The sequence below is a fragment of the Paenibacillus sp. MAHUQ-45 genome (genome assembly GCF_058133325.1).
In genome coordinates, this window is the sequence record NZ_JBYUPV010000018.1 from 49,513 (window position 1) to 73,609 (window position 24,097).

At 50.8% G+C, this 24,097-nt stretch carries 24 protein-coding genes and 1 tRNA gene; 2 read left to right on the forward strand and 23 right to left on the reverse strand.

The window, feature by feature from the left end; all coding sequences use genetic code 11:
• Positions 1-64: 64 nt before the first annotated feature.
• Together gap and AC3Y23_RS26790 are read right to left on the reverse strand one after the other, a co-directional pair.
• The gene (gene gap / locus AC3Y23_RS26785; RefSeq protein WP_379204921.1) at positions 65-1,075 is read right to left on the reverse strand and encodes a type I glyceraldehyde-3-phosphate dehydrogenase; all 1,011 of its coding nucleotides are present in this window, start codon (positions 1,073-1,075) and stop codon (positions 65-67) included.
• Positions 1,076-1,192: 117 nt separating this feature from the next.
• A complete protein-coding gene (locus AC3Y23_RS26790) occupies positions 1,193-2,245 on the reverse strand; it encodes a sugar-binding transcriptional regulator (protein ID WP_379204923.1) in 1,053 nt (350 codons plus the stop codon).
• 320 nt (positions 2,246-2,565) lie between these two features.
• On the opposite strand from AC3Y23_RS26790, the gene AC3Y23_RS26795 reads away from it, so the two are divergent.
• Both AC3Y23_RS26795 and clpP read left to right on the forward strand, forming a co-directional pair.
• Positions 2,566-2,640, forward strand: a tRNA-Arg gene (locus AC3Y23_RS26795).
• A 188-nt stretch (positions 2,641-2,828) separates the two neighbouring features.
• Complete coding sequence (gene clpP, locus AC3Y23_RS26800) at positions 2,829-3,425, forward strand: ATP-dependent Clp endopeptidase proteolytic subunit ClpP (protein ID WP_175369966.1); 597 nt, start codon at positions 2,829-2,831, stop codon at positions 3,423-3,425.
• A 130-nt stretch (positions 3,426-3,555) separates the two neighbouring features.
• Here clpP and AC3Y23_RS26805 read toward each other — a convergent pair whose 3' ends face one another.
• The 21 genes from AC3Y23_RS26805 to hisD form a co-directional block, all read right to left on the reverse strand.
• Complete coding sequence (locus tag AC3Y23_RS26805; protein WP_379204926.1) at positions 3,556-4,194, reverse strand: GDSL-type esterase/lipase family protein; 639 nt, start codon at positions 4,192-4,194, stop codon at positions 3,556-3,558.
• 83 nt (positions 4,195-4,277) lie between these two features.
• Positions 4,278-5,384: a PdaC/SigV domain-containing protein gene (locus AC3Y23_RS26810; RefSeq protein ID WP_379204928.1), complete on the reverse strand. Its 1,107-nt coding sequence runs from the start codon at positions 5,382-5,384 to the stop codon at positions 4,278-4,280.
• Positions 5,385-5,709: 325 nt separating this feature from the next.
• Positions 5,710-6,465 carry an SIMPL domain-containing protein gene (locus tag AC3Y23_RS26815; protein WP_379204930.1) on the reverse strand — a complete coding sequence of 252 codons (756 nt, stop codon included), beginning with the start codon at positions 6,463-6,465 and terminating at the stop codon, positions 5,710-5,712.
• A 133-nt stretch (positions 6,466-6,598) separates the two neighbouring features.
• Entirely contained in the window at positions 6,599-7,123 is a 525-nt protein-coding gene (locus AC3Y23_RS26820; protein ID WP_379204933.1) for a GNAT family N-acetyltransferase, read from the reverse strand.
• Between the two features lie 113 nt (positions 7,124-7,236).
• Positions 7,237-7,506 (reverse strand): HPr family phosphocarrier protein, encoded by a 270-nt coding sequence (locus AC3Y23_RS26825; RefSeq protein ID WP_019914358.1) that lies wholly within the window; start codon positions 7,504-7,506, stop codon positions 7,237-7,239.
• A 98-nt stretch (positions 7,507-7,604) separates the two neighbouring features.
• Positions 7,605-8,534 (reverse strand): DNA-binding protein WhiA, encoded by a 930-nt coding sequence (gene whiA / locus AC3Y23_RS26830; protein ID WP_175369961.1) that lies wholly within the window; start codon positions 8,532-8,534, stop codon positions 7,605-7,607.
• Between the two features lie 64 nt (positions 8,535-8,598).
• On the reverse strand, positions 8,599-9,567 hold the full coding sequence (locus AC3Y23_RS26835) for a gluconeogenesis factor YvcK family protein (RefSeq protein WP_379204991.1): 969 nt from the start codon (positions 9,565-9,567) through the stop codon (positions 8,599-8,601).
• 57 nt (positions 9,568-9,624) lie between these two features.
• Complete coding sequence (rapZ, locus tag AC3Y23_RS26840) at positions 9,625-10,524, reverse strand: RNase adapter RapZ (RefSeq protein WP_066375696.1); 900 nt, start codon at positions 10,522-10,524, stop codon at positions 9,625-9,627.
• 58 nt (positions 10,525-10,582) lie between these two features.
• Positions 10,583-11,533: an ROK family glucokinase gene (locus AC3Y23_RS26845; RefSeq protein WP_379204936.1), complete on the reverse strand. Its 951-nt coding sequence runs from the start codon at positions 11,531-11,533 to the stop codon at positions 10,583-10,585.
• A gap of 223 nt (positions 11,534-11,756) precedes the next feature.
• Positions 11,757-13,022, reverse strand: coding sequence for a DUF438 domain-containing protein (locus AC3Y23_RS26850; RefSeq protein ID WP_379204939.1), 1,266 nt, complete (start codon positions 13,020-13,022; stop codon positions 11,757-11,759).
• 43 nt (positions 13,023-13,065) lie between these two features.
• Positions 13,066-13,293: a DUF1858 domain-containing protein gene (locus tag AC3Y23_RS26855; RefSeq protein ID WP_379204942.1), complete on the reverse strand. Its 228-nt coding sequence runs from the start codon at positions 13,291-13,293 to the stop codon at positions 13,066-13,068.
• An 822-nt stretch (positions 13,294-14,115) separates the two neighbouring features.
• Positions 14,116-15,069, reverse strand: coding sequence for a thioredoxin-disulfide reductase (trxB, locus tag AC3Y23_RS26860; protein WP_379204944.1), 954 nt, complete (start codon positions 15,067-15,069; stop codon positions 14,116-14,118).
• 164 nt (positions 15,070-15,233) lie between these two features.
• A complete protein-coding gene (locus AC3Y23_RS26865) occupies positions 15,234-16,976 on the reverse strand; it encodes a tetratricopeptide repeat protein (RefSeq protein ID WP_379204946.1) in 1,743 nt (580 codons plus the stop codon).
• Between the two features lie 262 nt (positions 16,977-17,238).
• On the reverse strand, positions 17,239-18,189 hold the full coding sequence (locus AC3Y23_RS26870) for a ribose-phosphate diphosphokinase (protein ID WP_379204948.1): 951 nt from the start codon (positions 18,187-18,189) through the stop codon (positions 17,239-17,241).
• Between the two features lie 25 nt (positions 18,190-18,214).
• Entirely contained in the window at positions 18,215-19,042 is an 828-nt protein-coding gene (hisJ, locus tag AC3Y23_RS26875; RefSeq protein WP_379204951.1) for a histidinol-phosphatase HisJ, read from the reverse strand.
• Between the two features lie 15 nt (positions 19,043-19,057).
• Positions 19,058-19,792 (reverse strand): bifunctional phosphoribosyl-AMP cyclohydrolase/phosphoribosyl-ATP diphosphatase HisIE, encoded by a 735-nt coding sequence (gene hisIE, locus AC3Y23_RS26880; RefSeq protein ID WP_379204953.1) that lies wholly within the window; start codon positions 19,790-19,792, stop codon positions 19,058-19,060.
• Complete coding sequence (gene hisF, locus AC3Y23_RS26885; protein ID WP_379204955.1) at positions 19,789-20,547, reverse strand: imidazole glycerol phosphate synthase subunit HisF; 759 nt, start codon at positions 20,545-20,547, stop codon at positions 19,789-19,791. Before hisF ends, hisIE begins: the two co-directional genes overlap by 4 nt.
• 18 nt (positions 20,548-20,565) lie before the next feature.
• Entirely contained in the window at positions 20,566-21,303 is a 738-nt protein-coding gene (hisA, locus tag AC3Y23_RS26890; protein ID WP_379204957.1) for a 1-(5-phosphoribosyl)-5-[(5-phosphoribosylamino)methylideneamino]imidazole-4-carboxamide isomerase, read from the reverse strand.
• Positions 21,304-21,554: 251 nt separating this feature from the next.
• Positions 21,555-22,181 (reverse strand): imidazole glycerol phosphate synthase subunit HisH, encoded by a 627-nt coding sequence (hisH, locus tag AC3Y23_RS26895; RefSeq protein ID WP_379204960.1) that lies wholly within the window; start codon positions 22,179-22,181, stop codon positions 21,555-21,557.
• Between the two features lies 1 nt (position 22,182).
• Positions 22,183-22,791, reverse strand: coding sequence for an imidazoleglycerol-phosphate dehydratase HisB (hisB, locus tag AC3Y23_RS26900; protein ID WP_379204962.1), 609 nt, complete (start codon positions 22,789-22,791; stop codon positions 22,183-22,185).
• On the reverse strand, positions 22,778-24,088 hold the full coding sequence (hisD, locus tag AC3Y23_RS26905) for a histidinol dehydrogenase (RefSeq protein ID WP_379204964.1): 1,311 nt from the start codon (positions 24,086-24,088) through the stop codon (positions 22,778-22,780). The genes hisB and hisD overlap by 14 nt, the downstream gene beginning before the upstream one ends.
• Positions 24,089-24,097: the final 9 nt, after the last annotated feature.

Here is a 24,097-nt window from a genome sequence, read left to right on the forward strand (position 1 = left end):
AGAAAGAGCGGAAACAAGGAACATCTGTTTCCGCTCTATAGATAATGCTTATATAAAAGTGATATTACTTAGCGATTTTTGCGAAGTGCTCCAAAGTACGAACCAATTGAGCAGTGTAGGACATTTCGTTGTCATACCAAGCAACAGTTTTAACCAGTTGTTTGTCGCCAACAGTCAATACTTTAGTTTGTGTAGCATCGAACAGGGAACCGAAAGTGATGCCCTTAATGTCGGAAGATACGATTTCATCTTCAGTGTAGCCGTAAGTTTCTGGATCGGAAGCTTCTTTCATTGCTGCGTTCAGCTCTTCAACAGTTACGTTCTTCTCAAGTACAGTTACCAGCTCAGTCAGGGAACCTGTAGCTACTGGAACGCGTTGAGCCGCACCGTCAAGTTTGCCTTTCAGTTCTGGAATAACCAGACCGATTGCTTTAGCAGCACCGGTAGTGTTAGGGATGATGTTCTCAGCTGCTGCACGAGCGCGTCTGAAGTCACCTTTGGAGTGTGGAGCATCCAAAGTGTTTTGGTCGCCAGTGTAAGCGTGGATAGTAGTCATCAAACCTTCAACGATACCGAACTTGTCGTTCAGAACTTTAGCCATTGGAGCTAGGCAGTTCGTTGTGCAAGAAGCACCGGAGATAACAGTTTCAGTACCATCAAGGATGTCATGGTTAACGTTGTAAACGACAGTTTTCATGTCGCCAGTAGCTGGAGCAGAGATAACTACTTTCTTAGCTCCGCCTTTAAGGTGCTTCTCAGCTGCTTCTTTAGTTGTGAAGAAGCCTGTGCACTCCAGTACGATGTCAACGCCAAGGTCGCCCCAAGGCAATTCTTCTGGGTTGCGGTTCGCAAGAACCTTAACTTCTTTACCGTTTACTTTGAAGAATCCATCATGCACTTCAACATCGCCTTTGAAAGTGCCTTGAGTTGTATCATATTTAAGCAAATGAGCAAGCATCTTAGCGTCAGTCAAGTCATTGATTGCTACCACTTCGATACCTTCTACATTTTGAATACGGCGGAAAGCAAGGCGGCCAATACGTCCAAAACCGTTAATACCTACTTTTACACTCATTGAATAGTTCCTCCTAGATTTCTTTTTATTTATTCAAGACAAGCCGTAAAGCTTGTCAAGACAACAATATTAAGTATAATGCAAAATAATTAACGTTGCTCCCCATTTTCTGTAAAACTATAAAGGAAGCTGTATTTCACTGTCGATTTCTCTACCAATCTCCACCGCAGCGGCCTCATCGGTAATCAGAATATCCTCTTGCCCGAAACGAAGCATCGCATGGATGGCTTTGGCCTTACGTTTGCCGCCGGCAATTCCGACGACGACTTCCGTCCGCATGATATCCTCCAGACGCAGTCCCATGGTGAGCATGGTGTGAACCACCTTGCCCTCTTCATTGAAGTAATAACCGAAAGACTCGGCTACCGCTCCTTCTCCCTGAATTTCGGCCACTGTGGCTTCATCCAGATTACGGCGGCGGGTCATCTCCAGGGCGTCACCGATACCGTGCACGATGATCCGTGAGCGGCGGATGATGCCAACGATCTCTCCAATATTGGAGTCCAGCGCAAGGGACTGAAAAGCATCCTCGCTGAGCAGGTCCGGTACATGCAGCAGCCGGTAATTCGCGCCTACCCGTTTGGCCATCGTAGATGCGATCGTGTTAGCCTGAATCTCCATACTCTCTCCCAGCCCTCCACGCGCCGGTACAAACCAGGCGTCCTTATAGGAATGGGATAGCGGGGGGGACAACTGATCGGCCATCTCGGCTAGCGTTGAGCCGCCTGTGACGGCAATAGTATCGTCTGAACGCAATACACCGAGTAGCGCCTTGGCGCCAGCGCGTCCAAGCTCACGTTTGGTGAAAGGTGACGATTCGCAGTCACCCGGTACTATAATAACTTTACTAAGACCATAGGTTGTGCGGATTTTCTCTTCCAGATCATCTAGGCCAAACAGGCTCTTGGCGATCGGCTCCAGCAGGTCAAGCAGTCTGCGACCGGCATCGCTAATGCGCATGCCTACGCTCTCGATCTCGATGAGCCCTTGCGATTTCAGAAGATCCGTCTCGGCTCGCAGCACCCGCTCCGTCATATCCAGGGAAGCGGCCAGCGTTCTGCGCCCGATAATATCGGACAACATGATCTGATGAAGAATCGTGTACCGTCTCTTAAGGGTTTCCATGAGATCAGGCAGAAGCTGCTTTTGGATTTCCAATAAATTACGCATGCTTTCACTCCTGCAACTTCGTCTTTCTCTATTCCCTCGTTCATGGTCTTAAAACGTCCCGGGTTAACTTTTTAAGTCCCACCCATATTCTAACCAAATTTCGAGCGAAGCGCAAGTCTTCCGAGAGTAGAATTCACAACCTCTTTTCATCTTATACATATATCACGGGATGTAAGGGCTTTACCCCCCTCTTTTGCTGGATAATCCGCAGGGTGGACGGGCTTGTACGATTTTCATAAGACCCGCTAAAAGAAAGATTTCAACGCTTTGATATTAATACATTGCAATTGTAATCTTCTTGTATTATAATAATTTCTGTTGCGCCCGTGGTCCAATGGATATGACGTAGGCCTCCGAAGCCTGAGATCCAAGTTCGATTCTTGGCGGGCGCGCCACTATTTTTAATAGCTTCAATTGTGAGTTCTATATTGTTTTTAACCAAAGTGCCATGATGTGGCTCTTTTTTTTGCAACTAAGTTTGACTTTCTTTGACTTTTTGTTTGAATTTGTTTATCATGTGGTTATTACGGTAAGAGTAACAAATGAACACATTCGAAGAGCCAATACCAAGGAGGTTTTCCACGTGAGTTATATCCCAATGGTAGTAGAACAGAGCAACCGCGGTGAACGCGCTTATGACATCTATTCCCGCTTGCTGAAGGACCGCATCATTTTCCTCGGAACGGAGGTTAATGACGTGGTGGCCAATTCCATCATCGCCCAAATGCTGTTCCTAGCAGCTGAGGACCCGGAGAAGGATATTCACCTCTATGTGAACAGTCCTGGCGGATCAATCACTGCTGGTATGGCTATATTTGATACAATGCAATACATTAAGCCTGACGTTTCCACCATTTGTGTGGGCATGGCTGCTTCCATGGGAGCGTTCCTGCTCAACGCTGGCGCCAAGGGCAAGCGTTTTGCGCTTCCGAACAGCGAGATCATGATTCACCAGCCGCTGGGCGGAGCTCAGGGACAGGCAACGGATATCGAAATCCGCGCCCGCCGCATCCTGAAGCTGCGTGACAAGCTGAACCGTATTCTGTCTGAGCGTACTGGCCAGCCGCTGGAGCGTATCGAGAAAGATACAGATCGTGACTACTTCATGAGCGCTGCTGATGCTGCCGAATACGGTATTGTCGATAAGGTGATTGAGAAGACACTGGTACCTGGAGTTTAATTCTCCGAGCATGCAAAAGCCCCTGGATCCGCGATGCAGATTCAGGGGCTTTTTTTAACGTATCGAACTTTACACGCTTGGAACTCATCGTTTTAAGTAAACAACCTTTAACAACACCTGCACCAGTTACTCAGTACAGCATCCCGTACCGCAGCCCATCCAGCTTGTTCGCAATCACCCGGTATCCCCGTCCATTGGGATGGAGATGGTCAATGGATAGTAGGCTCCGCTCGTTACCAGCAAAATCACCATAGATCGAAGCAAATCCAACCACCCGACTGCTATAGCCAGAAGCATACTGGTTGAACTGGCGTACCCACGCTGTCGCCTCCGCTATCTGAGGGTAGGGATTATACAATCCCACTATTCTTATAATATAAGGCTCCCGTGTACCCGCCTTCAATTGTCTAAGCGAAGACATAATTCCGGCAAAGTTCTCCCGGCATTCCTGCAGTGATTTTTGCAAAACCCGGGGTGAAATCCCCGAGGGACCTCCTCCAGATTTCGCGGCATGGATCAAATCATTCCCGCCGATGGACATTGTAATAATGTCCGCTTCCCGCACCGACTGACGAAATCCGTTGCTTCTGCGAAGCTGCTGCTCCAGGTCGGCCGTAGTCATTCCATTGACACCCAGATTGGACGAAGCCACGAAGGCGCCTAGCCGGGATTCCGCCGTTCTGCGGTATACTGGCACGAATCCATTGCCCGGCAACGCGCCAAAACCCGTCGTCAGAGAATCGCCTATCGCCGTATACTGAAAACCCATAACTCTCCCTCCCCGCTCTGTGCTAGACCTCTATTCAGCATATGAGTCTCACATAGATTAGGTAACTGGAAGATGTCCCGAGGTTATTTTAAAGCGGAAAACGGGCTACTCCCATTTGGCAACAATTCCTTAAAAGTGAAGGTGAATTCAGGGAATCCGGCAGCGTATGGAGTGTATTCATAAAGTTGGAAAAAGATAACGACCTTGCCGTCTTTCAAATAGTAACTTTGCTCAGTATTCAGGCCTGTGAACCCGCCAAAATAACCTTCATCTGCTTTGAATCGCTGGCTCAGCTTGGTATTCAGGTCTTTCTTGTAATTGGGATTAGCGCCGAACAGATCACGCAGGAGCAGCTGTTTCCCATCCTTCAAGGAGAAGGTAAAGGCCTGACGATAAGACATGCCATGCGCACCTCCAGTATAGCCGTACTGGTTCAACAGCAAGCTCAGTACGCCGTTCTGATTGTAGGTCACAACATATCCTGCATCATATTCATAAGGACGACTCTCTTCGTCCCTGTCTGCAATGTCCGCTTCGGCCCCAGCCGCAAATCTCATGGTCGACTGCTTGAGTGCAGCATTAATTTTCTGTTGCGCATCAGCATTAGCCAGCCCACTTATTTGCGGGTAATCGAGGTTGATGACTGCCCCTTCATCCTCACTACCCTTGGCATAGTTCGCTGAGGTGATTTTTAACGCATTCTGCGGGCTGACCATAAGGTTTAGGCGGCCGGAAGGAGCGTTCCAATCGCCTTTATAACCCATATAGTCAGTCAGGAGACCCAGTGGAACATAAAGCCGGTTATTGACGTTTAGACCTTCATACTCCCTAATAAAAAAGTTATTCACCGTGATGGAGACCCCATACGAGGAGACCAGAAGCTTCGTCTGTGCACTGCCTTTTCCAATCGTATAGGCACTGTCCGTCTGACTGTAGCTCACCGGAAGCTTCACGACATCACGCAGAAAAGTTACTGGTACAAAGACCTCGCCAGATCGAACGATCCCTGTCTGCTGTGTAAGGACACCATTCCATTTCAGAACAGCCACCGTGTCCGCTTTACTCGGATTCTTCACCGCAGGTGCAGCAAAGCTAGTATGTACTGGCAGCACGCCTCCGCTCAGCAGCAGCCCCGCCGCCAGCAGGCCCACGCCCCATTTTCGACCATTTTTCATCGCTATTTTACTCATTGTCATTTCTCCCTCCAAGATCATGATGTATCCTTTGGAACATTACCAAGAGAGAAGCATCGTCCTCCGAGTCATTTCCACTCCTCTAATTATAGAGAACCCGCCAGATCCAGTCGTTACAATTCTCTTTACAATTCCTTAGTAAATTAGCAGCATTATAGTGAGTGTTATTACATTTCATTAAACAAAATGAGAGATTTCGCACCTTTTCTATTGAGTATCCGGAATATCCGCAGCAAAAAGAGGCCACCTCCTTCGCTCACGCGGTAGGAGATGGCCCCTTCATTGATTACAGACTGTCGTTATTCATTACGGGACTGCTGATTTATTTCAATTCATAGGTTACATTAAGCTGAGTAGTCACTTTAACTTCTCCCGGCTGCACGGATGTGTTGCCAGAGGCATCTGCCGAAGCGGCCATCGCTTTTAAAGTTTGATCGAAGAACACTGGCTGGCTACCAAGGTCGTTTTGGCTAACACTGATCACCTGACCCAGGCTGCGCTTAGAGGCCTTGGCAATCGCACCAGCTTTAACATCGGCGTTAGCCATTGCTTTTTCAATAACCTGTGCTTCAAAAGCAGCGCTGTCCTCTACTGCAAAACGTGCATTGCCGATATTGTTAGCGCCTGCAGCGGAAGCAGCATCCAACAACTCTCCTACTTTTGCCAGATCACGATAGGCAACCACCAATGTATGATTAGCGTTGTAGCCCTTTACCTGCTGTCCTTCTTTCTCACTGTAAGTGTAATTTGGCTGTACATAGAACTGGGTGCTTTGAATGTCCTTATCCGCAATCTTCCAAGTGCCCTTCAGCAGTGTAGTGATTTTTTGGATCTTGGCTGCGTTTGTTTTCTGTGCTTCCTGCGCTGTTGCTGCTGAGGTGTCTACAGCGATGGACAGATAGACGATATCCGGCTTGATAGACAATTCCCCTTTGCCGACTACATTCACGACATTCTTCTGTACTTCATCCGCATAAGCCGTGGCAGTCCCCTGGAATACAGCGCTCAACGCACTACCTCCAATCAACAAACTCCCTGCCAGCATTACTGTTCCAAATGATTTAGCTAATTTATTCATGTTTGCTATCCCCTTTCAGCCTTCTTGATTAGTTGGTACCCTTTAGACGGGACGGGTTGGCAAATGTTGCATCGTTTTATGCCTGAGCACAAAAATATTTATTGGTTGTTCCAGACTTCATGCATAATAATCCTTAGGTCTGAATCCAGAAGCGACGGACGACATTCCCATCTTCTTCAGTGTATGGCTCATCTTCCGCACCGTCGTTATTTGCAATCGTCTTCGCCGATCCTGTATTTACTGCATCACAAAGCACCAATGCTTTATCAATGCCAAGTTCCTGGGCTTTCACCAATGCCTGCTTTAGCAACTCTGTTGCATATCCCTTGCGTCTGGCCGTAGGTCTGATCCCATAGCCGATATGCCCACTCACAAGCAGACCCTGTTCAGTTAAAGTATGCCTAATATTAACGGCGCCAACAACTTGTCCCTCCTCGGTCACGAGCCAGAACGTTGAATTCGCCACCCATCCTTCCGGTAGACCTAGGCCTAATCGGTTCTCTTCCAGAAAGAGCAGCATCGCTGCAAAATCGTTAGGGTCCTTCTCTACAACCCAAGGAACGATATCTTCCCCACTATCCACCCATTCCTGGTAAAACTCCAGATAGGCCCCTTGATACTCAGAATTAGGCGATACCAACCTTACATTCTTCGCCATAACTTTGCACCCCATTATAGATAGTTTAATAAATTTAAATTTATAGTTTTAAGTATGAAAAAAAGCCCACAAGGGGGCTTTTGGTCCTGCGGATATAAAGTAAGGCCTTACAATTATTGGTTCTCGAGCTCTTCCTTGCTCACCAAACTGGTCAAAGCGGTTACAGCTTGATCCGCATCAGCGCCATCTGCGCTAATATAAATCTCCGTGCCGGAACTGATCGCCAGACTCATGATACCCATAATACTCTTAGCGTTTACTTTTTTATCGTCTTTTTCCACGAAAATCTCCGACGAAAACTTGTTGGCTTCTTGCACGAACAATGCTGCCGGCCGAGCATGGAGACCCGTCTTCAGCCGTACAACTACCGGGTGCTTTGTCATGAAACACTTACCCCCTAATTGAGATCTGCCCAAAAATTTCACATTAAATTTTATAATATTATATCATTATTACTTATTCCGCACTAGAAAAAAAATACCTAGCCGCCTCTTACCTTATCAGCCAGCTCATCAATCTTCCGTAATCGGTGGTTTACGCCCGATTTGCTGACCGTTCCCTTCAGCATCTCACCAACCTCCTTGAGGTTGATATCCGGATGCGCCAGCCGTATTTCTGCTACTTCACGCAGCTTATCCGGCAGGCTCTGCAGCCCAACTTCCCGCTGCAGCAGCTTGATATTCTCAATCTGCCGCACGGCGGCACTAATGGTTTTGTTCAAATTAGCCGTCTCGCAGTTCACGATCCGGTTGACCGAATTACGCATGTCGCGCATAATCCGCACATCCTCGAATTTGAACAAAGCTTGGTGCGCCCCAATCAAGCTAAGGAATTCGATGATTTTCTCGCCTTCCTTGATGTACAGAATGAAGCCCTTCTTACGCTCAATGCAGCGAGCATTCAGGTGAAATTCACCTGCAAGATCCACCAGCGCCTTGCAGTGCTCCTCATACATTGAAGCAATCTCCAGATGGTAAGAGGACCCCTCCGGGTTGTTGACCGAACCGCCGGCCATGAATGCTCCGCGCAGATAAGCCCGCTTGCAGCAATTCTTGGCGACAATCTCATGATCAATCCCATCTGTGAAAATAAAGCCCTCGGAGACGATTCTTAGATCATTCAAGATCTCCTGCACGTGGCTAGGGATGCGAACGATATAGACATTATTCTTCTTCAAACGCATTTTTTTACGCACGAGCAGCTCGATATGGACCTGGTAATATTTCTTAAGCAAAGAATATACCCGTCTTGCAATCGCGGCGTTCTCCGTCGAGATGTCAAGAACCACCTTTTTGCTCGAAAGCTGCACCGAACCGTTCATCCGGATCAGGGCTGACATTTCCGCTTTCTCACAGCAGGGCTGGCTCTCCACCATCGTCAGCTCTTTTTTGGTTAATGCCGCAAAAGACAAGAATCTCACCTCTTTCATGATATCACTTTGTTACCACCCGGGGAAATTCCACGGACAACTGAACCTAAGCCTCGGGGCTTGATCCGTTGCTGACAGGCTTTCTGGTCATCCAGTCCTGTACAAGCTGGTAAATGTGATGGCTTAGCTTATCCGTATCATGCCTTAAATACGTCCGAAATAATACAAGTTTGTCGGCAATCACCTTATAACGATTGCTTTCCAGGGCCTCCTGATCGAGCTGTACCGGCCGCGCGCCCTTTTCAGCGTATTTACTCTGGACCTGCTCTGGAATTTCGCCATCATTCACGATGACGTAATCGAACAGATGTAGACCAATATGATCATAGACAGCCTGGAGGTGGTCACTCACGGTGTAGTTATCCGTCTCCCCGGGCTGAGTCATGACATTGCAGACAAAAATCTTGATCGCATTCGAATTCACGACCGCCTCGGCAAGCTTAGGCACGAGTAAGTTCGGCAGAATGCTGGTGTAGAGGCTGCCCGGTCCAAGAAGAATGGCATCTGCCTCTTCAATGGCCTGCAGCGCTTCGGGCAGCGGTTCCACATTGGCGGGCTCCAGGAACACCCGCTTGATGACACCACCGGCCTCCGGAATCTTCGACTCGCCGGTGATGATGCTGCCATCCGCCATTTCGGCATGCAGCACAACCGCATCACCCGCGGCCGGCAGCACCCGTCCGCGTACCGCGAACAATCGGCTTAGCTCACGGACCGCGGTGACGAAGTCACCGGAGATATCGGTGAGCGCCGCCAGAATCAGGTTGCCGAGGCTATGCCCGGCAAGCCCCTCACCGTTGCTGAAGCGGTATCGCATGATATCCGCCATCAGCGGCTCCACATCCGCCATCGCCGTGAGGACGTTGCGGATATCGCCTGGAGGGGGCATCTGCAGCTCACTCCGCAGAATGCCGGAACTGCCCCCATCGTCGGCTACCGTAACGATAGCCGTTATATCAAGCGGCTTTTCCTTCAAACCGCGAAGCATTACAGACAACCCTGTCCCGCCGCCCATTACGACGATTTTGGGACGCTGTCTTTGTTCTTCAACCACTATTGATCCCTTCTCTCGTTAATGCCGATCACGCTCGGAATCACGGTGACTGACTGTGACGGATTCCGTCTCGCTGACTCCCAGCATTTTACCCAGGTATTCCGATATCGCTACCGAACGGTGCTTGCCGCCGGTACAGCCAATGCCAATAATAATCTGGGATTTGCCTTCTTTGCGGTACTGGGGAATCAGAAAATGAAGCATATCGAGCAGTTTGGTCAGGAACGCCTGCGTTTCAGGCCATTTCATTACGTATTCGTAGACATCACTATCTTGGCCTGTATGAGGGCGCAGGTGGTCCACATAATGCGGGTTGGGCAGAAAGCGGACATCGAAAACGAGGTCTGCATCAATGGGTATTCCGTACTTAAAGCCAAACGATGTAATGTTGACGGAGAGAGTGCTTTTTCCAAGGTGGGAAAAACGAGATACAATCTTCTCCTTCAACTGTGCTGGCTTCATGCTGCTGGTATCCAGGTACTGGGTCGCTGAACTCTTCAGCTCATCCAGCATTTTACGCTCCAGCTTGATGCCATCAAGCGGCATACCCTTCGGGGCAAGCGGATGCCGGCGCCGGCTTTCCTTGTAACGCTGGACAAGTACGGAATCGGTAGCGTCGAGGAACAAAATCTCGCAGCCGATGGTAAACTGTTCTTTAATAAAACTGAGCGACTCAGACAGGGCCGTGAAGAACTCCCGTCCCCGCAAATCGATGACGAGCGCGACCTTGGCGATCTTGCCTTTAGATTGCTCGATCAGCTCTGCAAATTTCGGGATCAGTACGGGGGGCAAATTATCGACACAGAAGAAGCCTAGATCTTCCAGACTCTGAACAGCAATCGTCTTGCCCGCACCCGACATACCTGTAATGATGATCAGGGTGGCTCCTCCGGTCGGAGCTTCCTCCAATTCCGTCATCAAGCGTCCCCTCCTACTCGGATATTATATGAATAAAGACGGTCCTTCGAGAACAAATCTAAGAGCGAAGCAGCAAGCCTGCGGCGCCAACAATACCAGCATCATTACCCAGCTCGGCAGGGATAATGCTTACGCCACCCTGAAGCGGTTCAGGTGCCAGCTTAGCGAATACCCGGCGAACCTCATCAAATAGAATATCTCCGGCCTTGGACACGCCTCCGCCAACAATAAAGCTCTCAGGGTTAAGCACAGCCGCTACAGCAGCCATGGACTTGCCCAGATAGTAAGCAGCGCGATTGACGATGCGGATTGCCACTTCGTCGCCAGCTTTTGCCGCATCGAATACTTCCTTGGCAGCGATTTTCTCCACCATGGACAGGGACGTACGGTCACCACGTGCAACAGCATCATTGGCCATACGAATAATTCCTGTTGCCGAGGAAACGGTTTCCAGACAACCCAGCTTGCCGCAACCGCATTGAATAGCTTCCAGATCCGGCACAACCGAGATGTGACCCAGTTCACCCGCGAGGCCTGCGAAGCCTTGATAAATCTTACCGTTAATGATAATGCCGCCGCCGACACCGGTTCCGAGAGTATAGCAAACGCAATTCTCTACACCGCGTCCCGCACCGCTCCATGCTTCGCCAAGAGCTGCCACATTGGCATCGTTGTCTATTTTGACAGGCTTGTTTAAACGCTCCTCCAGAATGGCACGGATCGGCACATCCCGAAAACCTATGTTCGGCGCAAGAATGATGATTCCCTCACGGATATTTGTGAACCCGGCCACCCCTGCTCCCACACCGGCAAGCTGGTCCCAAGTGTATGGAGAGTCTTCAACGATCTGACGTACGTACTTTTCGATATTATCGATAACCGTATCGACGCCTTCTTGGGTCCCTGTCGGACCTTCATAAGTATGCAGCAGGTGCCCCTCGGCATTGCAGATTCCAACCTTGATTGCGGTTCCGCCCAAATCCACGCCAACGTAGATATTTTCAGACATGTAACAAGCCACCTTTTTCTATACTAAAATAGTTAATCCTACGTACCCACTATAATAGAAGCCCTCCCTGCGGTCAAGGAAAGGCGACACACCCGGCTTTTTGTTATATATCGCCTGTAGATTCTATATTAGTAAAAAAGACTCCCTGCCCATTAGGGAAGAGAGTCATATATTCGGCTACCAGGACTCCCTGGTCTATTATAATCCACTCGCAATGCTGATGTTACTCCGATAAAATGCGTTTCTGCCCCTCTAGTGCTCGAATAGGAGCAATATTCTGCGTAAACTCTAGAGTACCCATATAATTACCTTCCTTATCCCGCACAGCAAAATAACGGATATAGATGAATTTGTCCTTGATCGCAATCCAGAAATCCTCGGCATCCTTGCGACCCGCCTTGAAATCTTCCAGCAGCTTCTCTACTACATGCACGCTTTGCGGCGGATGGCAGTTCTGAACAGTGCGGCCGATAACGGCTTTGGTCCGGGCGAAAATACGCTCCTTGCCGTGCGAGAAGTATCGCACCACATCGTTCTCATCGATAAAAGTCAGGTCCACCGGCAAATGATTGAGCACGGTCTCCAGTTGATGAAGTGACAACAGTCCAGTCTCAAAGCGGATAAAACCCTGCATGGCGTCCCCAGCTACTTCTGCAGTTGCAGATAGTGCTGCTCCCTCCGGCTCAGGAACACGCTCTGGGATCCATTCCTGCTCTGGGAAGGTCAGGCAAAAGCCAATTTCATCGCTTTCCCGGGCAATTTTCACCCATTCATCTTCAGTCAGTTTATCGAGCGCCATAGGGAATAGAATATTTTCTTCCTTAAATATCATCTCATTAACTTCCTGGATGATCTCTGCCAGCAGCTCACTAACCTCCTTCTGATTTCCCTGATAAGGACTTAGCTGCGCCTTGGCAGATTTAATCAAGCTGCGGATGCCGTCATCGACGCCCCACATCACTTTGGTCGGACCATAGATCCCGTATTTCTCTAGATAGGGAAACAATAGATTTTCCTTACGGCTGTAATGCTTATCGAGATCCAATAGCAAACTGAGGTCTTCCAGCAGCTTGTAGATTATCTCTTCGCTATCCTGTCTGGCAAATTTATCAGCGTGCAGGGACAGCCGGAAGTTCAGGAGCTTTTCCACCTCACGGTTCTCCAGCTTGAACGTATGCACAGGGTGTCCCGGCTGCTCCTCCGGCTTCGAGGAACGGTGAATGTCCTGAATAGAGCCTTTAAAGATCGCTGTATGCACAGAACACAGACGCTGCACCTCGGAGACCGGAATGCCCTCCTCTGTCATCAGCGCATGCTCCAACGCGGAAATTTCGGCTACCGTCACATCGCCAACCGCTTCTTCGAAGCGGGCTTTGACCTCCTCTACACTTTTTCCAGCATGCAGCTCCTTGATGATCTCCTTTAACATCGCTTGACGATGGGTCTGTTCCGGCACTGTGACTTCACGGTTATTGATCAGTTCGCTCATTGGATTCTCTCCTTGTCTATAATAGGGTTAGTCGGCGGAGCTTCTATTCCAGAACCTTGAACCCCCGCTGCTCAAAAGCCAGCTTAACGGTATCAGGGTCCATTTTCTTCAACTTGATTCCCTTAGATAGGGTCATGAAACGGCCGGCTGTCTGCAGCATGCCCGGCTTGGCAATATCGCGAAATCCCAGCTCCGCCATAATCTCCATCACCTCGGGATGTCTGCCCACCAATTCGAAGATGGATTCATCCAGCTTCAGTACCTTTTCCATGTGTACTCCCCCTCACTGAGAACTCTTCTCACAATCAGATTAGCATAGGAGAACATGCACCATGGTGATTGCAGTCACAAAGTGAAAAAAATAACTTTTTAGCGGATAAGTAGAGATGTATAGGCGAAAGCTGTTCGATAATCGTAAACCTATATAGATTGAACTTAGGATGTTCACAAGGCCAAAAATTTGTCATTCCTGAAAATGTTGGACTTCCAGCCGCTGTTATCCCCAGATTTGTTGGGATTGTACTGCCATTCGCGGATAAAATCCGGAGAGCCCATGCTTACGGATGCGAGTTTTCCTTCCGAAAGCTTTTAGGTGGATGCTATCACTACTACAGATCCAACTTCCCCCTTCAATCCTCTCCCTCAAATTAAATTTTTTAGTTGAGACGAATATAAGAGCATTTTTGTACCTTATTTTTCCTGAGAAGAGGTAAATAACAAAAATAAGGGCATTATTGTAGCCTATTTTGACGAAAGTACACCAAAAGGGCTAATGTGGAAGATTTAACGTACAATATTGCACTTAATTTCCATTAACCCCTAGTTGCAGACTATTTAAGGTACAAAAATGCCGTTATTTACACTTCGGATGTCATTATTATGAACTCTCTTTGTTCTAGGCTTTGTTTGTTATTGTAATACGTTCTATATAGATGGAATTTACGAATAATGTAGGGGAACAGAATTGGGGGGGACCATGCTCCGTATGAGGTTTACAACTGATTTAATATAAACGTTAAAGCTAATTTAATATAAACGTTAAAAAAACCGCGTACCCTCAACGGTACGCGGTTATACTACATTGCAAATATGCTTATTTATCGAGTGTCTCGCTCCAGTCATGCACAATGCTGCCTTCGAGGAATTTCTCTGCGTCCATAGCAGCCATACAGCCAGTGCCCGCAGCCGAGATCGCTTGGCGGTAACGGTTATCCTGCACATCGCCGCAGGCGAAGACACCCGGGATATTCGTCTCCGTTGTACCTGGATTTACCACGATATACCCGCCTTCATCTGTGGTAATTTGTCCGCCAAGAAATGCCGTGTTAGGCGTGTGCCCAATGGCAATAAATACACCGTCTGCTTCAACAAGCTCTTCCTGACCCGTCTCATTATTGCGCACTGTCAAGCCCTTCACGCCGGTCTCATCTGTCGTGACTTCAAGCGGAGTCCGGTTAAGCGCCCAAGCTACCTTACTGTTGTCCCGCGCACGATCCTGCATGATCTTCGAAGCACGCAGTTCGTCCCGGCGGTGTACCAGCGTAACGCTGGAAGCAAACCGGGTCAGGAAGCTGGCTTCCTCCATCGCGGAGTCGCCGCCGCCGACCACGACAATCTTTTTGCCGCGGAAGAAGAAGCCGTCACAGGTTGCGCATGTGCTAACCCCGCGCCCCACATTGTCCTGCTCGCCGGGAATGCCCAGATATCTGGCCGAAGCGCCGGTAGAGATAATCACTGTTTCCGCCTCCAGCACGCCTAAGCCGTCTACTGTTACTTTGAACGGACGCTGAGAGAAATCAACGGACTCCACCCAACCATTCTTGAATTCAGCGCCGAAGCGCTCGGCCTGCTTACGCATGTTGTCCATCAGGTCAGGACCAAGTATTCCTTCAGGGAAGCCCGGGAAGTTCTCTACTTCAGTCGTGGTGGTCAGCTGTCCACCCGGCTGCAAACCTTCAATGACCAGCGGGTTCAAGTTGGCACGTGCTAGATAAATAGCGGCAGTCAGCCCGGCCGGGCCTGTTCCGATTACAATTGTTTTGTACATCACAGTGGCCTCCTCGCAGATAGGGTTTTATAAGAAGAAACGGGGTGCCGTTCTCCAGAAAAGAGGAGCGGCATCCGTTTTCTTGTCAAAAAATAAAAATCATTTATATCATAACGCCTATAAATTGTTATATTTTCAGACATCCTCCGGTATGCACCAGGCACTTATCTGTTCTCAGTAAACGGGGTTAAGCTCCTGTCCAGACTCTCGGTGATTTCACATTCGGCTGCGATTCGCTTGGCATAGCGACTGACCATTGATTCGGTGACACCATACCGCTGTGCGACTTCACGGAACGTGACCGGCCGGCTGTGCAGCTTGGCGGTCAGATATTCCAAAGCGGCACACCAACCCTCTGCATGGCGGATGTAAGGTACATCCGGGTATAGGCGGCTAATGAACTGCTGCCACAGCTGCTCGGCGTCCTTCTTCTGGCTGGCATCATAGCGCCGGTCCATCATGCTTGCGGTCTGGTCAATGACCCGCTGCCAGTCCTCTTTCCATTCCGGTTGCCCATTCAGGAACAAGGGCGCCGGTTCAGGCTCTTGCTGCAGCGGCACCGTCTCCACCGGGCCACTGCTAATCAGCTTCTGCAGGCTAAGTAGAGCGGCCTCCTGCAGTTTCTCCTCCTGCAAAGGCTGCTGGCTCAGCAGGTCTTGCAGAATCTCGGACATCTCTGCGTCGTCAATCCAGCGCAACGCTTCGGTGACCTGCAGCTTCGTATTGGTATCGCCATAACGAAGCGCCCAGAAGAATGAGGAGCGCAGCAGCGGATTGGTCTTCACTTCCTCCGCGAAGCTGCCCTTATTGTCCTTCCACAGCTTCAACTTCTCCTGAAAGGGCAATTGATAGTTGTAGCTCACCAGCGGCATGTCGATCCCTTCACTCTGGGCTTGCTCCAGCTGAGCCAGAAAGAACTGCGGGACCACCGATTCGGGGTCCAGTTTAGTAACTTGCCGCCAGCAGCGCTGGGCTTCGGCATAAAGCCCGCTGTTGCTGGCTGCGGCCGCACAATAATGATAGAGACTGGCATCCCCGCCGACTTCTTCATCCTTCAGCAGACGCCGGAAATGACCGTAGGCGGTGCGGTGGCGTCCCAGAATGCCCATGGTCGTCGCCAGCTTGAAGACATGCTCTTGATGGAAAGGAACGGTAGCCTCCAACATGCGTACCAATCGGGTCAACTGATCCCGGTCCCCTTCATATTGCAAGAAGATCGCCAGATTGCACAGGGCATGCAAATTGCCAGGGTCTTGATCCAGCACCTCGGAGATGCACTCTCTAGCCTTGGCGAAACGTCCCATATAGAAATAGGCCAGCGCCAAATTGTTATGTGCAGCTAGAAAGTCCGGGGTAGCGCTCACGATCTCTTCCAGCAATCCGACTGCCTGCGTAAACTGACCTGCTTCCAGAAGCGCCCGGGCCCGGTCATGTTCCACGACCCCTTCCCGGCTCTTAATCCGGTTCAGTGGTGCCGGGCGATTCAGCTCATACTGCAGCAGTTCCATCAGTTCCTCAGATTCAGCCAGGAACTCTCCCTTGGCATCCTCTTCCAGATATGTGACGAGCGCCCGCTCCGCCTCTTCAAAGCTTTCCATATTAGCGTAATTATTAGCCATATAGAAATGGCATTCCGTCATTCCTGGATCTATTGTCTCCAGAACCTGGGCCAATATATCATTCGAGGCTTCATATTTACCCATCTCTGATAATATACCCGCCATGTTGCAATGATTGACCGGATTATCCGGTTCGTACTCTACAGCCTTGCGAAAATGTTTTAATGCCTTATCATATTGAAAGCGGTCCAGCGACCGAACGGCTCTTTCAAAGAAAAAATTGGCATCCAGAGTGACGGGGATCAGCTTGCTGTTTCCCGCATCGTTCTCTGAAGTGGTTTCCATCATGGAAGCAACGCACCTCCCTTGTTAAGCTTCCTTATCCTTATGAAAAACAGGAGAGCGGCGTCCTGCGGCAGCCCTACACTCCTTATTTAAGGTCTTTGTCGTTTCCAGTAATGGTTCCGACTGTCTTCACACAGTATACCACATGTAACAAGGAGATTCTCACAATGAGCACAGGGTTCACACTGCAAAAACAGGAAAAGGAAGCCTTCAGAGAGAGCCTCAGAGTTCAATCATTAAGATTACGCAAAAAAAGACGGGGAATCTAGATTCCCGCGTCTCTGAATAACTGATCAATGGAGCCACCTTCCAGAATGATACGCGTAGCCTGTGCCAGCATAGGGGCAACAGACAGCACTTTAAACCGGCTGGAGTGGTTATCGGGCAACGCGATAGAATCGGTGACCACGACTTCCTGAATGCTGGGATGATCCAGCTTCTCTACGGCATTCCCGGAGAACAGACCATGCGTAGCGCAAATGATGCTGTCCTTGGCGCCTCTTTCCTTCAAGCCCTCGACCACATTGACAATCGTGGTGCCCGTATCAATTAGATCTTCTATGATAATAGGCGTACGTCCTTCCACATCGCCGATCACATGCGTAATGACCGATTCATTATGGGCTGGACGCTTCTTGATCATGATCGCGAACGGCGAGTCCAGACGGTTCGCCAGCTTTTCGGCCATGGACGCACGTCCGGCATCCGGAGAGACGACCACGAGATCCGTAAGCTTCTTGTTCTTCAGATATCCGCTGATCAGGTCAAGCGCAGTCAGATGATCGACCGGAATATTGAAGAAGCCCTGAATGGCCGCTGCATGCAGGTCGATCGTAATAACACGGTTTGCACCAGCTGTGGTCAGTACATCCGCCACCATTTTGGCCGAGATCGGTTCACGCGGTGCGGACTTACGCTCCTGCCGGGCATACCCGTAATACGGCACAATAATATTGACAGTGCGAGCCGATGCGCGCTTGGCGGCATCAATCATAACCAGCAGCTCTACAAACATCTCATTGATGGGATGAGAGAGGGATTGCACCAAAAATACGTCGCAGTTCCGGATGCTTTCTTCGTAGTGCACGTAAATCTCGCCGCTCTTGAAGCGGGTCAGCTTGATCTGCCCCAATTCCACTCCTAACCGTTCCGCAATATCTGCGGCCAGCTTTGGATTCGACGAACCGGAAAAAATACGCAATTGATGATGATGCATGATGCCCTCCTGCAAGATTATATTTTTATAGTTCAAAAGGTACGAATGTGCGTGTGCGACCCTCGAATACCGCTAACTCGCGGAAGCCCGTCTCCCACAGCAGCCTGCGGGCCTCTTGGAGACCTTCTCCAAGCTTGGTTGGGTCGTGGGCATCAGAACCGAGGGTAAGCGGAATACCGAGCGCCAGCGCCTCCTTAAGCACATGCTCCGCCGGGAACATCTCGGCACAGGGCTTAGTCAGCCCGGAAGCATTCAGCTCCATGGCGATGCCACTTTCAGCAATGGCTTTCAAGGCACTGATTTCAAGCTCCCTCACCTCAGCCCGCCCTTCCGGGCTTTGCGGCCCATAGCCGAAGCGCTTAATCACATCCATATGTCCTATAATATCATATAATCCCGATAACGCCGACTTCCTAACCGCATCATAATATTTCCGGTAAACATCCAGGGGATCCTTGCCCTCCCAGCCATGAACTTGCCGGAAATCCGTGATGTCCCACTCTCCCAGAAAATGAACGGAGCCAATCAGATAATCCCACGGGTACGGAGACAGCAGCTCACGAATCTGCTCCTCGTACCCTTCGATATAATCAGCCTCTAAGCCTACTTTCAGTTCAATAATGCCCCGATATCGCTCTTTTAGCAATAAACACTCTTCCACATAGCGAGGCAGCTCAGATAGTGGCATCGCCATCTCGGGATAATAGCTGGCCGGGTCCACATGAATCAGCGGCAAGTGATCCGATAAGCCCAACTGTTCCAGACCTAGTTCTATCCCGCGCTTGACGTACTCCTCCAGCTTGCCCACGGCATGCCCACAGCGTTCATGATGGGTATGATAGTCGATATGCATCCCTTAAGAACCCCCTTAGTCGCGGCGTGGGCGTTCGTGGCGGGCACTCAGCTCAGCCATGATCTCGTCCAGCGGCAGCTTGCGTTCCTGCAGCAGCACGAGCAGGTGGTAGATCAGATCACTGATCTCCAGGCGCAGCTCGGCATTATCTTTATTCTTGGCGGCGATGATTGTCTCGGAAGCTTCTTCGCCCACTTTTTTCAGAATCTTGTCGACGCCTTTATCGAACAGATAGGTTGTGTACGCACCTTCCGGCCGTTCCACTTCCCGCTCGGCAATGACGCGTTCCAGTTCGCCAAGCACCGCGAAGCGCTGACCGTCTGTAAGATTGGCTAAAGTATTGGCCGCTTTCGCATCTTTCTCTGTCTCTGACTCCACCGCAGCCGGTCGATCCAACGGAATCTCGCGGTAGAAGCAAGAGGTTGCTCCTGTGTGGCAAGCCGGGCCTTCAGGAACCACTTTAAGGAGCAGCGTATCGCTGTCACAATCATAATGAATGGAAGTGATCCCTTGGGTGTTCCCGGAAGTACCACCCTTATGCCATAATTCGCTGCGTGAACGACTCCAGAACCAAGTCTGTCCACTCTCCAGCGACAGTCGCAACGATTCCTCGTTCATATAGGCGAACATTAGAACCTCCAGCGTATTTGCATCCTGAACGACTGCAGGCAACAGACCCGCCTCGTTCCAGCGGATGTCCTTCAAGACCTCTTGTTGTGTCAGCTCTTTCTTTCCTTGCTCCTGGCTCATCGGATCTCCACCCCTTTATGCTTCAAATCAGCTTTTAACTCCTGAATCGCAATTTCTTTATAGTGAAAAATAGTAGCGGCCAACCCAGCGTCCGCCTTTCCTTCCGTAAATACGTCGTAAAAATGCTCCTTCTTCCCGGCCCCGCCTGAGGCAATCACGGGAATGCTGAGCAGATCACAGACGGCGCTCGTCAGCTTCAGGTCGAAGCCATCCTTCGTGCCGTCAGCATCCATACTGGTAAGCAGGATTTCACCTGCGCCCAGTTTTTCCGCTTCCTTGGCCCAGGATAGTGCACGGATTCCGGTCGGCTTGCGTCCGCCATGGGTATACACTTCCCATTCACCCCAAGTATCATTGTATTTGGCATCTATAGCTACAACAATACATTGAGACCCAAAACGCCGGGCACCTTCCAAAATCAGCTGCGGGTTGGTGATAGCCGCGGTGTTGATCCCAATCTTATCCGCACCTGCGCGGAGCAGCCGCTTCATATCCTCCGGGGCAGAAATTCCGCCGCCGACGGTAAAAGGAATTCTGATCTCACCCGCCGTCTGCCGTACCACCTCAATCATGGTCGCCCGACCTTCCACTGACGCAGAGATATCCAGGAATACTAGTTCATCCGCTCCTTCGCGGTCGTATAACGCTGCCAGCTCGACTGGATCACCGGCGTCGCGCAAATTGACAAAGTTGACGCCTTTGACTACCCGCCCGTCCTTGACATCGAGGCAGGGAATGATACGTTTAGCCAACATAGATGATATCCCCCGATCTTATTTCTGTCCTAGCGCCTTCAGCGCTCCGGCAAGGTCGATATTGCCAGTGTAAAGCGCTTTACCGACAATTGCACCGCCAATACCGCTGCTGCTATGCACGTTCAGGCGCAGCAGGTCATCAAGGCTGGTCACGCCGCCGGACGCGATCACCGTTTTGCCGCTGGCAGCAGCCATCGACAGAATGCCCTCCACGTTCGGACCCTGCATCATGCCATCCCGGGAAATGTCAGTGTAGATGAAGGTCTCGGCGCCTTTGGCTGCCAATTCCTTCGCCAGATCCTCCGCGCGCACTTCCGAGGTTTCCAGCCAGCCATGCGTGGCTACGAAGCCGTTCCGTGCATCAATGCCGATAGCGACCTTGTCACCGTATTTGCCCAGCACCGCTTCGGTGAACTCACGGTCATTGATCGCCGCTGTCCCGATAATCAGACGACTGACTCCGAGACCCAGCAGCTTTTCCACGTCGGCAAGGGTACGAAGACCTCCTCCAACCTGTACAGGAACGTTCACGCTGGAAGCAATAGCGCCGATAATGGCATCGTTAACCGGATGCCCCGCCTTCGCTCCGTCAAGGTCAACCAGGTGGATAAACTCCCCACCTTGGGCTTCCCACGACTGTGCCACTTTCAGCGGACTGTCGCTGAAGATCGTTTCCTGATTGTAATCGCCCTGCTGCAATCTGACGCATTTTCCATCCCGGATATCAATTGCCGGATACACTATAAAAGAAGACATTGACGCTCCCCGCTCTCGTTACAATATGGTTATAGCCCAGTAACGGGCTTATGGTTGTTATGTTTGGTTGTTATGTTTGGTTGTTATGTTTGGTTGTTGTACTTGGTTATTATGCTTGGTTGTTAGGGTCGATACGGTGTTATTGTTACTCTCGCAACTAGCATTCTAATTCTCATGGTTACGGTCCAACACCTTAATCTTAGCCTTCACATGATCCTTAGGCGCTCATAACCGTAGCACTTTTAAATCCCTTAAGCCTGTTTCCGCGTAAGTTTCAAAAAATTCCCCAGCAATTGCACGCCAAGGTCCCCGCTCTTCTCCGGGTGGAATTGCATGCCGAAGACATTATCCTGTCCGACGATTGCCGTTACCGGATGACCATAATCAGTTACGGCCAGCAGATTGCTATCCCTGCCCACTTCTACATGATAGGAATGAACGAAGTACACATGTCCTTCCTCTAGCCCTTTCAGCAGTGGACTCTCCGGCTGGCGGAAACTCAAGCGGTTCCAGCCCATATGCGGCACCTTGTAGCCATCACGGGGCGCGAAGCGCACCACAGATCCGGGTAAAATATCTAGACCGGCATGGGAGCCATGCTCCTCACTGCTGCTGAACAGCAGCTGCATGCCGAGGCAGATGCCGAGGAGCGGCTGTCCAGCGGCAGCAACCTCTTTTACCACGATATCCAGGCCACTCTCCCGCAAATGCTCCATGGCATCGCCGAAGGCGCCGACACCTGGCAGAATAACGCTGTCTGCAGCCAGTATCTGCTCACGATCACCCGTCACCAGGGACTCGAAGCCGAGACGCTCGACGGCCTTGCTAACGCTGTGCAGATTACCCATGCCATAATCGACGATTGCAACAACAGCCATGTTACAGCACTCCCTTAGTGGAAGGCACACCCTTCACACGAGGATCAATCAAAGTAGCTTCATCCAGTGCACGTCCCAGCGCCTTGAACACAGCTTCGATCATGTGGTGCGTATTGGAGCCGTAGTGCACGATGACATGCAGTGTAATCCGTGCTTCGAGAGCAAATTTCCAAAGGAATTCTTGCACCAGTTCCGTGGAAAAGCTGCCTACCTGCTGAGAAGGGTATTCTGCCCGGTATTCGAAGTGAGGGCGGTTGCTGATATCAATAACGACCTGGGCCAACGCCTCGTCCATCGGAACGAACACACTCGCATAACGCTTGATTCCTTTTTTATCACCCAGCGCTTCACGCAGCGCCTGTCCCAGACAGATACCGATATCCTCCACCGTGTGGTGATCGTCAATATCAATATCGCCATTCGCTTCAACCTTGAGGTCGAACTGGCCGTGCTTGGTGAAGAGATCCAGCATATGGTTCAGAAAAGGCACCCCGGTCTCCAGCTCCGAAGTCCCGTTCCCGTCTACAGCAAAGGACAGCTTGATGTCCGTCTCGTTCGTTGTGCGGCTTAACCCCGCTTCGCGTGCTACCTGTCCGTTATTGCTCTCCATTACCGTTTCCACCTTTCAGTTCGTTCTCAAGTCTGATTTCAATGGCCCGCGCATGGCCTTCCAGCCCTTCACGGCGCGCCAGTTCTATAATCGTCTGCCCGTCACGCAGCAAAGCTTCCTTGCTGTAGTAGATCAGGCTTGATTTCTTGATAAAATCGTCCACATCCACAGGGGAGGAAAAACGTGCCGTACCATTGGTCGGTATGATATGGTTCGGTCCCGCAAAATAATCCCCCACCGGCTCTGAGCTATACGCACCCAGGAAAATTGCCCCAGCATTCTCGATCGCCCCGGTCAGGCTCATCGGATCGGCTGTTACAATCTCCAGGTGTTCCGGCGCTAGCCGGTTAACTACCGAGATGCCCTCTTCCATCGACTCTACGACGATGATCGCACCGTAGTTCTCTACCGAGGCCCGGGCGATGGCCTGCCGTGGCAATGCCTGCAATTGCCGCTCGACTTCAGCGGCTACAGCGTCCGCCAGGCTGCGCGACGGCGTCACCAGAATGGCCGAGGCCATTTCGTCATGCTCGGCCTGTGAGAGCAGGTCAGCAGCGACATAAGCCGGCTCGGCGGTCTCATCCGCCAGCACGACAATCTCGCTTGGACCGGCGATGCTGTCGATATCGACAGCCCCGTACACCTCGCGCTTTGCCAGCGCGACGTAGATGTTGCCGGGGCCGCAGATCTTATCGACAGGCGCAATGCTCTCCGTGCCGTAGGCCAGTGCGGCTATCGCCTGTGCGCCACCGACACGGTAGATCTCGTGTACGCCCGCTTCCGCGGCGGCCACGAGAATATAAGGGTCAATGCCTTCCTTGCCGCCGGTGGATGGTGGAGTCACCATCACAATCTCCGGCACCCCCGCGATTTGAGCGGGGATTACGTTCATCAGCACGGAAGACGGATATGCCGCCTTCCCGCCAGGAACGTATACGCCCACTCGCTTCAGCGGGCGAATGATCTGGCCGAGGATGGTGCCATCCGGCTGCAGATCCATCCAGGAATTGCGTTTCTGCCGGGCATGAAACGCCCGAATGTTGGCTGCCGCCGCGCGGATGGCGGAGACAAACGACGCCTCAACCTTGCCGTAGGCTGCCTCCAGCTCCTCCGGCTTCACCCGCAGTGTATCCGGCGTCAAGAGGGCGCCGTCATGACGCTCCGTGTACCGGAAAAGCGCAGCGTCTCCTTCTTTTTTAATATCGGCCACAATATCCTTCACGGCCTTATTCTGCTCCGGCGTTCCATATTCAACTTCCCGCTGAAGATTGAATTCCTTACTTGATTGGATCTTCACTGCTGGTTC

Bases quoted from the DNA above. Each gene is read 5' to 3' on its own strand.
- hisH (WP_379204960.1), bottom strand. From the start codon at position 22,181: ATGGCTGTTGTTGCAATCGTCGATTATGGCATGGGTAATCTGCACAGC.
- AC3Y23_RS26865 (WP_379204946.1), bottom strand. From the start codon at position 16,976: ATGATGGAAACCACTTCAGAGAACGATGCGGGAAACAGCAAGCTGATC.
- AC3Y23_RS26825 (WP_019914358.1), bottom strand. From the start codon at position 7,506: ATGACAAAGCACCCGGTAGTTGTACGGCTGAAGACGGGTCTCCATGCT.
- AC3Y23_RS26810 (WP_379204928.1), bottom strand. From the start codon at position 5,384: ATGAGTAAAATAGCGATGAAAAATGGTCGAAAATGGGGCGTGGGCCTG.
- AC3Y23_RS26820 (WP_379204933.1), bottom strand. From the start codon at position 7,123: ATGGCGAAGAATGTAAGGTTGGTATCGCCTAATTCTGAGTATCAAGGG.
- gap (WP_379204921.1), bottom strand. From the start codon at position 1,075: ATGAGTGTAAAAGTAGGTATTAACGGTTTTGGACGTATTGGCCGCCTT.
- hisJ (WP_379204951.1), bottom strand. From the start codon at position 19,042: ATGCATATCGACTATCATACCCATCATGAACGCTGTGGGCATGCCGTG.
- AC3Y23_RS26870 (WP_379204948.1), bottom strand. From the start codon at position 18,189: ATGCATCATCATCAATTGCGTATTTTTTCCGGTTCGTCGAATCCAAAG.
- hisB (WP_379204962.1), bottom strand. From the start codon at position 22,791: ATGGAGAGCAATAACGGACAGGTAGCACGCGAAGCGGGGTTAAGCCGC.
- hisIE (WP_379204953.1), bottom strand. From the start codon at position 19,792: ATGAGCCAGGAGCAAGGAAAGAAAGAGCTGACACAACAAGAGGTCTTG.
- AC3Y23_RS26805 (WP_379204926.1), bottom strand. From the start codon at position 4,194: ATGGGTTTTCAGTATACGGCGATAGGCGATTCTCTGACGACGGGTTTT.
- hisF (WP_379204955.1), bottom strand. From the start codon at position 20,547: ATGTTGGCTAAACGTATCATTCCCTGCCTCGATGTCAAGGACGGGCGG.
- AC3Y23_RS26835 (WP_379204991.1), bottom strand. From the start codon at position 9,567: ATGGGCGGCGGGACAGGGTTGTCTGTAATGCTTCGCGGTTTGAAGGAA.
- AC3Y23_RS26790 (WP_379204923.1), bottom strand. From the start codon at position 2,245: ATGCGTAATTTATTGGAAATCCAAAAGCAGCTTCTGCCTGATCTCATG.
- AC3Y23_RS26855 (WP_379204942.1), bottom strand. From the start codon at position 13,293: ATGGAAAAGGTACTGAAGCTGGATGAATCCATCTTCGAATTGGTGGGC.
- AC3Y23_RS26850 (WP_379204939.1), bottom strand. From the start codon at position 13,022: ATGAGCGAACTGATCAATAACCGTGAAGTCACAGTGCCGGAACAGACC.
- AC3Y23_RS26845 (WP_379204936.1), bottom strand. From the start codon at position 11,533: ATGTCTGAAAATATCTACGTTGGCGTGGATTTGGGCGGAACCGCAATC.
- trxB (WP_379204944.1), bottom strand. From the start codon at position 15,069: ATGTACAAAACAATTGTAATCGGAACAGGCCCGGCCGGGCTGACTGCC.
- rapZ (WP_066375696.1), bottom strand. From the start codon at position 10,524: ATGACGGAATTGGAGGAAGCTCCGACCGGAGGAGCCACCCTGATCATC.
- hisA (WP_379204957.1), bottom strand. From the start codon at position 21,303: ATGTCTTCTTTTATAGTGTATCCGGCAATTGATATCCGGGATGGAAAA.
- AC3Y23_RS26815 (WP_379204930.1), bottom strand. From the start codon at position 6,465: ATGAATAAATTAGCTAAATCATTTGGAACAGTAATGCTGGCAGGGAGT.